Source organism: Lysinibacillus sp. FSL P4-0201 (assembly GCF_038593425.1).
Classification (GTDB): Bacteria; Bacillota; Bacilli; order Bacillales_A; family Planococcaceae; genus Lysinibacillus; species Lysinibacillus capsici.
On sequence record NZ_CP151995.1, the window covers coordinates 2091756 to 2104335 of the forward strand.

Below are 12580 nucleotides of genomic sequence, written 5' to 3' on the forward strand. Positions count from 1 at the left end.
ATTTTACCATTTTGTCGATAACCTGTGTTATTCTATATTAGAATAATAAATTAGGAGGCGGTAATATGTATTACAGCAATGGTAACTATGAAGCTTTCGCACGTCCTAAAAAACCTGAGGGAGTCGATAAAAAGTCTGCTTATCTGATTGGCTCGGGACTAGCCTCACTGTCAGCAGCATGTTTTTTAATTCGTGATGGCCAAATGAAAGGTGAGAACATTCATATTCTTGAAGAGTTAGATATTTCAGGAGGAAGTCTAGATGGCATACTTAATCCGACGAGAGGGTTTATTATTCGCGGTGGACGAGAAATGGAAGATCATTTTGAATGCTTATGGGATTTATTCCGTTCCATTCCTTCGTTAGAAGTAGAAAATGCTTCCGTTTTAGATGAATTTTACTGGCTTAATAAGGAAGATCCTAATTATTCAAAATGTCGATTAATGAAGGATAGAGGCCAAAGACTTGAGGATGATGGCAAGTTCACTTTATCAGACAAATCCTCAGAAGAAATGATTAAATTATTCTTTACGCCTGAGGAAAAATTAGAGGACAAAAAAATCACAGATGTTTTCTCAGATGAATTTTTTGAATCGAATTTTTGGCTCTATTGGTCCACAATGTTTGCGTTTGAAAAATGGCATTCTGCGATGGAGATGCGTCGTTATATTATGCGTTTCATTCATCATATTGGCGGATTACCAGATTTATCGGCCTTAAAATTTACAAAGTATAATCAGTATGAATCGCTCGTGTTGCCAATGATTAAATACTTAGAAAGTCATGATGTTGATTTCCAATATAATACGGTTGTAGAAAATGTTTTAGTTGATAAGGTAGGAGACAAAAAAGTAGCTCATACATTGGTGTTACGAAAAGATGGTGTGAAAAAGAATATTGAACTAACAGAAAATGAGTTAGTGTTTGTGACAAATGGTAGTATTACAGAAAGTACAACATACGGGGATAATAATACGCCAGCCCCTATCAATAAAGATTTAGGTGGCAGCTGGTCCCTGTGGAAAAATATCGCTGCCCAAGGTGAAGAGTTTGGTCGACCAGAAAAGTTCTGCGATAATCTGCCAGAGGAAAGCTGGTTTGTTTCAGCTACCCTTACAACATTAGATGATCGTGTGGCTCCATATATTGAAAAAATCAGTAAAAGGGACCCATACGCTGGTAAGGTCGTAACAGGAGGGATTGTCACAGCTACCGATTCTAATTGGATGCTAAGCTATACATTGAACCGACAACCTCACTTTAAAAATCAACCAAAGGACCAATTAGTTGTTTGGATTTATGGCTTACTATCAAACAAGCCAGGTGATTTTATTAAAAAAAGTATTACGGAATGTACAGGTATTGAGATTGCACAAGAGTGGTTATACCATATGGGTGTACCAGTGGATGAAATTCCAGACATTGCACAAAATTCTTGCAATACGATTCCATGCTATATGCCTTACATCACTTCTTATTTCATGCCAAGAGCAATGGGTGATCGTCCACTTGTTGTGCCAGAAGGATCTGCTAATTTAGCCTTTATTGGCAACTTCAGCGAAACAGCAAAAGATACAGTCTTTACTACTGAATATTCCGTAAGAACGGCGATGGAGGCAGTCTATCAACTATTAACGATTGACCGAGGTGTGCCAGAGGTGTTTGCGTCTGCCTTTGATGTTCGCACATTATTAGCATCAACGGCTCGTTTGCTGGATGGTAAAAAACTAACAGATATTGATGCACCATTTATCTTAAAGCAAATCGGTAAATTGGGTATTCATAAAACAAAGGATACAATCATTTATGATTTACTGAAAGAAAGTAAACTAATATAGTGTTGAAAAAGAGACAAAGCAGTTTGAGGGGCTTTGTCTCTTTTTTTTATAGCCAGTCTTTTACATAGGCAAGTAAACCGATAAACGCACCTAACCCCATGCCAATAAAGACAGGCACTATGAGGTTGGCTTTCTTGTGTACGGTTTTCATTTCTTCCATTGAAATCCCTTCTTTCTCATCACATACTTAAAATTCTAAGCGCATCGTCTGGTTCGTATCCTTGAACCCGTGTTTTTCATATAAGGATTTAGCGCCTTTATTTTCAGTCAATACATTTAACTCCAGATAGTCCAAGTGACGATAGGCTGCCCATTTTTTCGCTTCATCTAATAAAGCAGACCCAATTCCTTTGTTTTGGTAATGCTTGCCAACAATCACATCCACAATAAAAGCATATTTGTGCTCAACCAAGCAAGTATAGGGTGGGGTCGTCGTTTCTTTAATAAGCAAAAAGCCTACTACTTCGTTCTCGAATGTTGCGATTAAAATATCTGAATCATCCTCAATGATCGTAAACCTGATAAAGTTGGCATCTTGTTTGGCAGGTTTGATATATTTAGGTTGAAGAATCGACATCTCTAAAAAAAGCTCTTGGTATAAACGCTCAATTTGTGGAATTTCATCGAGCGTTGCAGTTTTTATTTTCATACTATCCCTCCGTCAGTTTAGTATCATAGTAAGTAATATTTTACATTAATGGTTGATTAATAGAAAGGAGAAGGCACATGAGGTTATGGCATATAGATTTAATTGCGTATCTACCAAAAGGACAACTACTGTCGCAGTGGAGAGAGCTAAATAGCATATTTGCGAAAGAGGATCAGCATATACTGATTAATTATATATACGAATACCCAAAAGAAGATTTGTATTTGTATACAGAAAAAGTCATGGATGAAATGAAGAAGCGGGGTTATCAAATTCGAACCTACGAAAAAAAGAATAACTACTTTAAGGGTTTGGGCCCAGTAAAGGATAGGAGACCCTTTCAACAGCATCATAATCAGGAATATCTTGAAATATGTTTTTATAATTTAAAGGAGAAATTTATAAGAGGCCAGAAGGATTATGAAGAGGAATTGTATCAGCAATTATGCACCTATATAAATAACGTGCTTTAACTAGGAGGGTTATACATGTTAAGAGTGATTATATTTGATGTAGATGGAACGATTTTGGATACGGAGCAAGCGATTTTACAGTCATTGCAAAGAACATTACGAGAAGAAACACAACAGGACTATCCCTTTGAGGCATTACGATTTGCTTTAGGCATCCCAGGAAAAGATGCATTGCAGAGGCTTAACGTGGATGACATAGAGGCTGTGCATCAGAAATGGTCTGCGGCTGTGCTGGATTTTTCACATGAAGTGGCTGTTTTCGAAAGTCTAGAGGAAGTTATTCAGCACCTTGCAACAAAGCCACTACAATTAGGGATTGTCACTTCTAAAACAGCGCAAGAGGTAGTGGATGAGTTTGAGCCGTTTGGGTTAAGTGAGTATTTCCAGCATATTGTAAGTGCCAGTGATACGGAAAAGCATAAACCACACCCAGAGCCGCTGTTAAAATGTCTGGAAGCATTACAGGTAGCACCAGAAGAGGCCATCTATATTGGTGATTCTATCTATGATTTCCAATGAGCAAAGCAAGCAGGCACCAAATTTGCCCTTGCCCATTGGGGAGCCAAATCCACCATTGGCTTTGAGGAGGCAGATTACGTTTTTTGAGCCAAAGGATATTTTAGCAATCGTTAAGTAGCATGAAAAATAGAAGATGGTGTCCTATATATCACACCATCTTTGCCTAGGAGGAACGTAAATAGTTAAAAAGATTAAGACAGTTAAATTCCCAATATCTACAATTACATGCGATAAAATAATCGAATGAAAGCTTTTTGTTAGTAATGGTCAACTCGATACCTATTGTCAGTCGCCTGATAAGATTGTGAAATTTTAATGAAAGAACATGGAGTTGCGTAGGCAGCTCTTTTTTTCTTTCTTGAATAGTGGCATCAAAAAATTTATAAGAAAAGTAATTGACACCCAAACTACTCGGTGTTACTATGTAGTTGTAATAAGTAATACTTAATAGCTTCTCGAAAGCGAAAAAATTTTACCTAAGTACTAAGTTGTACAGAATAGTAAAGCAAATAGAGGTGGTTCTGCATATGGAAAATTTAACGGAGATGCTGAAGGGGTCCCTGGAAGGCTGCGTACTGGAAATCATTAGCCGTCATGAAACCTATGGATACGAAATTACCCGACGCCTGAACGAGTTAGGGTTCACTGAGGTCGTGGAAGGGACGGTCTACACCATCCTCGTGCGTTTAGAGAAAAAAAAACTGGTAAATATTCAAAAGAAACCATCAGATATGGGACCGCCCCGCAAGTTTTACTCACTTAATGAGGCTGGACGTGACGAACTAAAATTATTTTGGGAAAAGTGGGATTTTATCTCGTCAAAAATCAATGCTCTAAAGTCTTTTTAGTTTCATATGATAATGCGTCTGATCTTTAGCTTGATAATACAAAGGAGGAAAATAACGTGATTGAATTGTTCAAAAAAATGATGGGTGATAAAAAAGAGTACAAGATGATGATGGCACGGGTCGAACAACTACCAGAGGATTACCAATTTGTGTTTAAAAAAATTCAAAACTACATGTGGAATTTCACAGTGGGTAATGGGATGGATATGCTGCATATGCAATATGAATTGATCGAGTTGTTCGAGGCTGGGGCAGCAGAAGGCAGGAAAGTGCTGGAAATCACTGGCGAAGATGTAGCGTCTTTTGCTGATGAACTCGTGGCAAACGCAAAAACCTATATCGCCAAGTATCGTGAAGATTTAAACCAAAGCATTCTAAATCGATTAGGAAAAAAATAAATGGGTCAGTAATACCGACTGAATAGCTACTTGTTCATTGTTGCCTTCGCTATTCAGTTTTAATTTCAAACGGTACTAAGTTATACAGATTATCAGTCATACTAAGTAGTTAAGGAAGGGCAATCTAATCTGCAAACAGATTTTTAAAAAGGGAGGAAAAAGGATGAGCAAAGATACGATTTCTGTAAAAGGGTTAAAAAAATCTTTTAAAGAAAAGGAAGTTTTAAAGGGCGTGGATTTTGAGGTGCGGCGTGGGGAAATTTTCGCATTGTTAGGCTCAAATGGAGCAGGGAAAACGACGATAATCAATATTCTCTCCACATTGATGAAATCTGATGGTGGCAAAGTAGGGATTTGCGGTTTTGATGTCCAGCACCAACCAGATCATGTTCGTCAGAGCATCAGCCTAACAGGGCAGTTCGCCACTTTAGACGGTATGCTCACAGGGCGGGAAAATCTGATCATGATTGCTAAATTGCGAGGAGTTTCCAATCCCGCTCAAACCGCAGACAATCTACTCGCAAGATTCAGCCTGACAGATGCAGGCAATCGTCGGGCAGACAATTTTTCTGGCGGGATGCGCCGCCGACTTGACATTGCCATGAGCATGATTGGGTCGCCAGCGGTTATTTTTCTAGACGAACCAACGACAGGGCTTGATCCTGAAGCACGAATGGAAGTCTGGGAAACAGTCAAGGAGCTTGCGGATGGTGGCACGACCATCTTGCTAACGACCCAGTACCTGGAGGAAGCCGAACAACTGGCGGATCGTATTGCCATCCTACATGAAGGAAAAATTATAACGACAGGCACCCTTCTAGAACTTAAAGAGATGTTCCCACCTGCAAAAGTAGAGTACATTGAGAAGCAGCCAACACTTGAGGACATTTTCCTCGCCATCATTGGCAAAAAGGAGGAGATTTAAATGAAGAGTAAAGCATGGGTATTGCTAGGGCGTTTAATGCGTAACATTATGCGCAGTCCAGATACAATAATTACGGTGGCGATTACGCCAATTATGATGATGCTACTATTTGTCTACGTATTTGGTGGTGCAATAGAGACAGGTACAGCCAACTACGTCAATTATTTATTGCCAGGAATCTTATTGATGGCCATTGCATCGGGCTGCGCTTACACTTCTGCACGGCTGTTTACAGATAGAAAGAGTGGGCTGATGGCACGTTTTATCACCATGCCCATCAAGCGCTCGTCTGTATTGTGGGCTCACGTGTTGGCCTCGCTTATTTCCAACGCGCTTACTGTTGTAGTCGTTATCCTTGTTGCGTTCTTGATGGGTTTCCGTTCTAGTACGGATCTCTTGGATTGGTTTGCGGTAGCTGGCATACTAGGGCTGTTTACGCTAGCACTGACATGGTTGGCAGTCATTCCTGGATTAGCAGCAGGGTCTATGGAGGGGGCAACAGCCTATTCGTACCCGCTGATTTTCCTACCCTTTATCAGTTCGGCCTTTGTTCCCACGGAAACCATGCCTAAAATTATCCGTGCGTTTGCTGAGAACCAGCCCGTTACCTCAATCGTCAATGCAATTCGCGCCCTCTTATATGAAGGCTCTGTTAGTAATGATATCTGGCCCGCTCTTATGTGGTGCATCGGCATCATGGTCATCGCATATTTTTTCGCCATTAAACAATTTAAACGCCAGTTAGGCTAAATTCGTCATTATCAAATAAGCCATACGAACAAGTCGATTTCTTATTGTATAGGAAATCGACTTGTTCTCGCTTCTATTCAATCTATATGGATAAAGACAATGCTAATTTCGAAAATGATTTCGTGCTAGAAGGGTTGCTGACTGATATTCAGAAGGCAAATCATCCTCAAAATAAATCGCTTCTACTGGACAAACTAATTCACAAGCTCCACAATCAATGCAAAGATCTGGATCAATTACATATTGGGTATCTGTCATAACAATGCAATTTACTGGACAGACATCCAAACAGACAGCCGCTTTTTCATCCCTGCATAATTCTGTAATTACAAATGCCATTATAAATCCTCCTATACAGACAACTGGTGTTTTAATTCTTCGGGTGAGTGTTTCCAATACGCTTCATTAAATTCAGATAAAAACTGAAAAAGTAGCTTTTTTGAATGACTATCCATATGCTGCAAGAGAAATTTCCCTTTCAGTGCCTTATCTAAAAAATTTACCTGCTCTGGCAAAGATTTATAGCCAAGCTTAATACGACGTTCTTCTTTTGATACCCGTACTTCACTTGCGGTACATCCCGCATAATAGGGGCCATTTTGATTAACCTGAATCGCTACCCAAACTATCCAATAACGATAATAATCGCTACTAGCATGAGCTAGATCAGGTGAAAAACGAACTTTTTTTTCAATTTTACTTCGTCCGTGTAAGGCTTCTAAATCTATAAACACGTGCTCTTTTTCACAATCTATAATAATTGACGTTACATTATTTAGATCAAGGGTACCTACTCCGTAACCTCTATCTCCGTCAGTTGAATCGTTACTTAAAATTGTAAAATGCATTTTCTCTTTCATAGAAGTCACCTCGACACATTTGTATTTCCTTATTAATAAATAGTTAATCGGTCTGAACAGACAGTTTTTGCTCATAGCAAAAACGCATAAAAAAAACATCACTGTACGCTACGTTGTACAAGATGTTCTACCTGTTGGTAATTTTTCAAGTACAAATCTAACAAACACATTACGTATAGTTTTTATAAATTAAGATACTTGAACGTTTTAGTAGTAATTTTTTTCTATACGTAATGGTTGTCTAGGATTTTTCCTCATACTTTTATCGTTAAAAAGTATAAATACAATATAACGTCTAACATCAATGATTGTCTTCAGACTAATGTCTGAAATGTTATGTATTGGAAATTTGACGATAATACAGTGATTGGACCTTTAATTAGCAGAAGGTTGTTGCTATAAATTTTGCCTTTCCGATTTAACTGTTAGAAACCAAGCAGCTGAAAAAGGGACTAAGACTCCTGAAAACAGCTATTTTTTCTATAAAGGAAAATAAAATTGCTTGTTGTTGTAACAACAATAGTGTACGATACATAGTATAAGTTATACAGTGTATGTCATATAGTAAGTGAAATTGAGGTGAGTGAATGAGTACGTTACTGAATTCATTAATGACAGAACTTAGGAGAGGAACACTGACATTAGCCGTTTTAAGTCAATTACGAACACCGCAGTATGGATATTCACTTGTTCAATTATTGGAAGATTCGGGCATTAACATTGATCAAAGTACCTTATATCCATTGCTTCGCCGTTTAGAAAAACAAGAGTTAGTGACAAGTAGCTGGGAAACCTCTGAGAGTAGACCCCGCAAGTATTATGTATTAAGTGAATTTGGATTAGACGTCTTTTTGCAATTGAAGCGAGAATGGATTAATAATTCAAAAGAACTTTATGAGCTACTAAAAGGAGATGAGGATAAAGATGAGTCTGACTGAAATTTATATTCAAGAAGTCACGCGGAGGCTGCCTGAAAAAAATCGTGAGGATATCGCACTTGAGTTACGATCAACCATTGAGGATATGCTGCCTGATGATTACAATGAGCATGATGTAAAGGAAGTACTGGAAAAGTTAGGGAACCCAGCGGCGTTAGCGAGCGGTTATCGTGACCAACCAATGCATTTAATTGGCCCTCGCTATTTTGATGTATACCTCTCGTTACTAAAAATGATTATTCCCATTGCCGCTGTCGTTGCAGTAATCTCAATGTTTGCTGAATATTTTATTAGATTTGGCGGGGAAGAAGCGGTTCTTAATGTTGTCCTCAATCTGATGGGTGAAGGAATATGGAGAATCATCGAAGTAGGCATACATGTCTTTTTCTGGCTAACAGTCGTATTCGTCATTTTAGAACGTACTGATAAAGGAAAAGAGCAGCATCCATTATCAGCAAGTCTTAAAAAATGGACTCCCGAAGATCTGAAAACCGTCATTTATATTCCTAAGAAAAAGGCAATTACCAAGCTTGAAGTATTTGGCTATTTAATGTGGACGGCCATTTGGGCAACTTTTTATTTTTATGCAAATCATCTTTTAGGTATATATGAAGATGGTGGAGAGGGTCTCGAATTCGTAATGCCAGCTTTAAATCAGGATGTTTTACTTCATTATTCGCCCATTGTGATCGTTGTCATTGCTCTCGAAATTGGGTTAGCTCTCTACAAATTACTGAAAGGGCAATGGACGAAAAAGGTGGCAATCTTTAATACAATTGTGGAGCTTTTCGCAACCGTTGTATTCATTGTGATAGTAAGTAATCCGAATTTAATGAACCAAGAAAGTATCGCGTACATGAGTAATTTATTTACCACCTCTACTAAGCAATTTGAAATATGGCTAATTGGCGGCATAATTATTATATTTGTTGTATCTGCGGCAATCAGTATATTCGACGGCTTCCGCAAGGCTCGAATTCGTTAATTCATCGTTGTTTAGCATTAATTAGTACTCAACCATGGATACTTTACTTAAAGATGGCCTTCGTATAGAGCCATCTTTTTCTTTTGAAATCTATGTAGGATGAAGTGAAATTACATAAATAAACAGTGGGGGAAGTAAAATGGATTTACTAATTGGAATAGCAATTGTACTAATTGTGTTTTTCTCTTCAAGCATAATAGAGAGAAAGTTAAAATCGATTGAAAGGCAAAACAATCGCATAATAGAAATACTAGAAGAAATAAGAGATAGAAAATAAATAGATCGTCTATGAACAGCGAAGTTTAGTATAACGATGAAATACCCCATCAAAGTAAGACAAGCTTTGAACTGCTCCCCAAATGTTAGACACATCTAACATTTGGAGGAGCAGTTTTTATATGGCTAAATTTACATCGGAAGAAAAACTACAAGCAGCCTTACGTTACATAAAAGGCAATGAAAGTTCACATGAAATTGCTAAATCTATCGGAACAGATCACAAAGCAATTCTTAATTGGGCGAAACAATATGAGTATAATGGCGTAGAAGCGTTTATAAAGCGATATACAAATTATTCGGCACAGTTTAAACTAGACGTACTAAACTTTATGATTGAAAATGGTACGTCCTTACTTGAAACAGCAGCTATCTTTAAGATAGCTACGCCTTCTACACTTCGTAGTTGGAAAAAGCAATTTAAAACAAAAGGATTCGATGCCCTTCAATCAAGGAAAAAGGGGCATCCATCCATGAAAAAAGAAACGAACAAACAACCAAAACAAGCACCAGTAGAAGGGACACCTGAAGCACTTCAAGCAGAAATCAATCGTCTACGTATGGAAAATGAGTACTTAAAAAAGTTGAACGCCTTAGTTCAAGCCAAGGAAAAATCACCAAAGAAGACAAAGTAAAGGTCATCTATGAATTAAGGCATAAATACTCGGTGAAGGCGCTTGCGAAATTCGCAGGCATTCCACGTAGCACGTACTATGATTTAGTGAAGAAGATGGATCGTCCAGATCCAGATGCCGAGTTAAAGGCCGAAATTCGAGCAATTTATAACGAACACGAAGGTCGTTATGGTTATCGTCGTATTCGTGATGAGCTAGCAAATCGTGGGAAAAAAGTGAATCATAAAAAGGTTCAACGTATCATGAAAGAATTAGGTTTAAAGTGCTTAGTGCGTATGAAGAAATACAAATCTTATAAAGGGACAATCGGTAAGATTGCGCCTAATAGATTGGATCGTAACTTCATAGCAGAAGCACCGAATGAAAAATGGGTTACAGATATTACGGAGTTTAAGCTGTTTGGTGAAAAGCTCTATTTATCACCTATTTTAGACTTATTTAACGGCGAAATTATTACGTACACAATTGGTCATAGACCAACATATTCGCTTGTATCAGAAATGTTGGAGAAGGCACTAGAGAGGTTGCCAGAGGAACATCAATTATTGATGCATTCAGATCAAGGTTGGCATTACCAAATGAAACAATATCGCCACGCCCTTGAATCAAGAGGCATTGTGCAAAGTATGTCACGTAAGGGAAACTGTTATGACAACTCTGTCATGGAGAATTTCTTCGGCATCATGAAGTCAGAATTCCTCTACTTAAAGGAATTTGATAGTGTCGAGCATTTTAAAAAGGAACTTGAAAAGTATATAACGTATTACAACACGAGACGTTTAAAGGCAAAATTAAAACTGAGTCCGGTAGAATACCGAACTCAGTTTACCCAAGCTGCCTAAACGAAATAACCGTGTCTAACTTATAGGGGTCACTTCACTTTGATGGGGTGCTTTTATGATTCATAGATAAAAAAATCGCATGACATTCAAAAAAGGGACAAGCTTACAATTTTAATGGGAAGGTATTATTCAGGCGGATATTTATACGTTTTGAGATGCGTGTGATGAATCAATTTAACATCAGGTCCTGAAGAAATTTCATAGGTCATTCGATCCTTTCCAATAGGAATCCATTGTCCGCCATCCGTAGGTTCAATTTCAAATGTAATTTGCATTTGAAAGCCTCGGAAATGGTTTCTATTTGTATCAATTACTTCAATTTTCCAAGGCGTAATATGAGGGGAAACATCCTTTCTAATCTTTGAATAATAATTGGTCAAATCTTCTTCAATATAAGGAGTAAGCAAAAGCATGAGCATATCCTGCAATCTCAGCTCGTTAGAATCCTGTGTTGGTTCAGCGGATATCGTTTGAAAAGAAGTAACAAATATAAGGGGGAGTACGAGTAATATCTTTTTCATTTTCTTCTACACCTCTTAGTGATCTTTCCCTAATGCATTGTATTGTTACCTTTATGGAATGAAGTATGTATGATCGAAGTAAAGGTGTTCGAGTATAGGTTATACAAATAATTGAAGATATTTTCTGACATGACGATTGGAAAAAAATAAGCTACGATATGGTTCATCACAATAAATGGTGTGGAACCAATCATTTTGACGGAGCCTTGCTATATTTTGACCAACATAGGTATTCGATAAAAAATTTAAAATAACCTCTAACATAAATCTACGTCCCATCATAACGAAATAATTATATGTATGGGATGGCGATGAAGTGTGCAATAGGCAAAAAATAGAAGGGGCACAGATGGAAGTGCCCCTTAGTAACAAATCGGGAGGTGCCATGTTAAACGAATTCGCTTAACACTACTTCTATTTATATGATAAGATTACTTGGTTTTATAGACCATCATCTTGCATATGCTAAAATTTACACATCGTAGCGAAGAATAGCTGTTATCCAGTCCTTTACTAATAGTTGCCATTGGAGCTGTGAACTGTCTAAGGGAAGAGAGAGACTTTGCAGCTCTTTAGGGAGCAAGTGTATTTTATGACGTATCATTTCATTGTCAGGTGATTCTGTATCAATAAATAAAAGATAGCGTCCAATTAAATCTTCCTTATACATAGATGGATAATCAAGGGCTTTTAATACACGTGTAGAAAATTCCACACCATTTAGTTTTACTTCAAAATGTCCCCGCACATTAAATTCACAGTGAATATGTGTACCAGATAATCGACGTAGCGCTTGTAGGAAAGCAGCTAATGTTCTTTCACTAGTGAAATAGGTTTTCCAATAGTATTGACTTTCTTCATGTTTACTTGAATTAGCATCATATGTATCATATCTTATTTCTAATGTTTCTTCGGCTTCGTCAGATTTTTTCCTAGTGAGGTAGTGCCGAGCAATTTTTTTAATGGTGTGATGATCTAAGTCACATCCATAGCTGAGAATAGTTACTTGTCTACGTTGTGCTTTGGCAAATAACCGCATTTCTAAATTAGCATCACTATTTAGATCCCAGCCATAGCGTGGGTTGTAATGAATACATGTACTTTTGTTCATTGCGACCTCCTT

At 37.8% G+C, this 12580-nt stretch carries 15 protein-coding genes and 1 pseudogene; 11 read left to right on the forward strand and 5 right to left on the reverse strand.

Going from position 1 to position 12580, the window contains the following annotated elements; all coding sequences use genetic code 11:
* The first annotated feature begins 65 nt into the window (after positions 1-65).
* On the forward strand, positions 66-1838 hold the full coding sequence (locus MKY76_RS10385; protein WP_066038265.1) for an oleate hydratase: 1773 nt from the start codon (positions 66-68) through the stop codon (positions 1836-1838).
* A 187-nt stretch (positions 1839-2025) separates the two neighbouring features.
* On the opposite strand, the gene MKY76_RS10390 is transcribed toward MKY76_RS10385, so the two are convergent.
* Positions 2026-2487 (reverse strand): GNAT family N-acetyltransferase, encoded by a 462-nt coding sequence (locus MKY76_RS10390; RefSeq protein ID WP_048393801.1) that lies wholly within the window; start codon positions 2485-2487, stop codon positions 2026-2028.
* A gap of 77 nt (positions 2488-2564) precedes the next feature.
* Here MKY76_RS10390 and MKY76_RS10395 point away from each other — a divergent pair, with 77 nt between their 5' ends.
* From MKY76_RS10395 to MKY76_RS10420, 6 genes and pseudogenes are all read left to right on the forward strand, one after another.
* Positions 2565-2960 (forward strand): pyrimidine dimer DNA glycosylase/endonuclease V, encoded by a 396-nt coding sequence (locus MKY76_RS10395; RefSeq protein ID WP_048393800.1) that lies wholly within the window; start codon positions 2565-2567, stop codon positions 2958-2960.
* A gap of 15 nt (positions 2961-2975) precedes the next feature.
* Positions 2976-3597: pseudogene (locus tag MKY76_RS10400) on the forward strand (HAD family hydrolase).
* A gap of 409 nt (positions 3598-4006) precedes the next feature.
* Positions 4007-4327 carry a PadR family transcriptional regulator gene (locus MKY76_RS10405; RefSeq protein WP_004228545.1) on the forward strand — a complete coding sequence of 107 codons (321 nt, stop codon included), beginning with the start codon at positions 4007-4009 and terminating at the stop codon, positions 4325-4327.
* A gap of 56 nt (positions 4328-4383) precedes the next feature.
* Entirely contained in the window at positions 4384-4725 is a 342-nt protein-coding gene (locus MKY76_RS10410) for a DUF1048 domain-containing protein (RefSeq protein WP_036080890.1), read from the forward strand.
* Between the two features lie 163 nt (positions 4726-4888).
* A complete protein-coding gene (locus tag MKY76_RS10415; protein ID WP_342557781.1) occupies positions 4889-5650 on the forward strand; it encodes an ATP-binding cassette domain-containing protein in 762 nt (253 codons plus the stop codon).
* Positions 5651-6400, forward strand: coding sequence for an ABC transporter permease (locus MKY76_RS10420; RefSeq protein ID WP_259949163.1), 750 nt, complete (start codon positions 5651-5653; stop codon positions 6398-6400).
* A gap of 102 nt (positions 6401-6502) precedes the next feature.
* Here MKY76_RS10420 and MKY76_RS10425 read toward each other — a convergent pair whose 3' ends face one another.
* Both MKY76_RS10425 and MKY76_RS10430 read right to left on the reverse strand, forming a co-directional pair.
* Entirely contained in the window at positions 6503-6739 is a 237-nt protein-coding gene (locus tag MKY76_RS10425; protein WP_004228537.1) for a ferredoxin family protein, read from the reverse strand.
* An 11-nt stretch (positions 6740-6750) separates the two neighbouring features.
* Positions 6751-7260, reverse strand: a complete 510-nt coding sequence (locus tag MKY76_RS10430; protein WP_342557782.1) for a YwhD family protein — start codon at positions 7258-7260, stop codon at positions 6751-6753.
* A gap of 587 nt (positions 7261-7847) precedes the next feature.
* On the opposite strand from MKY76_RS10430, the gene MKY76_RS10435 reads away from it, so the two are divergent.
* From MKY76_RS10435 to MKY76_RS10450, 4 genes are all read left to right on the forward strand, one after another.
* Positions 7848-8198 (forward strand): PadR family transcriptional regulator, encoded by a 351-nt coding sequence (locus MKY76_RS10435; RefSeq protein WP_048393791.1) that lies wholly within the window; start codon positions 7848-7850, stop codon positions 8196-8198.
* Positions 8185-9183, forward strand: coding sequence for a hypothetical protein (locus MKY76_RS10440; protein WP_342557783.1), 999 nt, complete (start codon positions 8185-8187; stop codon positions 9181-9183). The genes MKY76_RS10435 and MKY76_RS10440 overlap by 14 nt, the downstream gene beginning before the upstream one ends.
* A gap of 139 nt (positions 9184-9322) precedes the next feature.
* Positions 9323-9460 carry a hypothetical protein gene (locus MKY76_RS10445; protein WP_004228528.1) on the forward strand — a complete coding sequence of 46 codons (138 nt, stop codon included), beginning with the start codon at positions 9323-9325 and terminating at the stop codon, positions 9458-9460.
* Positions 9461-9581: 121 nt separating this feature from the next.
* Positions 9582-10936, forward strand: a protein-coding gene (locus tag MKY76_RS10450; RefSeq protein WP_139111235.1) for an IS3 family transposase whose coding sequence is annotated in 2 segments (ribosomal slippage) — positions 9582-10035 and positions 10035-10936 — 1356 coding nt in all. Because the reading frame shifts where the segments join, the coding sequence is not laid out codon by codon here.
* Positions 10937-11061: 125 nt separating this feature from the next.
* Here the strand turns inward: MKY76_RS10450 and MKY76_RS10455 are convergent.
* Positions 11062-11457: a DUF3888 domain-containing protein gene (locus tag MKY76_RS10455; protein ID WP_342557784.1), complete on the reverse strand. Its 396-nt coding sequence runs from the start codon at positions 11455-11457 to the stop codon at positions 11062-11064.
* A gap of 472 nt (positions 11458-11929) precedes the next feature.
* A complete protein-coding gene (locus MKY76_RS10460) occupies positions 11930-12568 on the reverse strand; it encodes a hypothetical protein (RefSeq protein ID WP_342557785.1) in 639 nt (212 codons plus the stop codon).
* Positions 12569-12580: the final 12 nt, after the last annotated feature.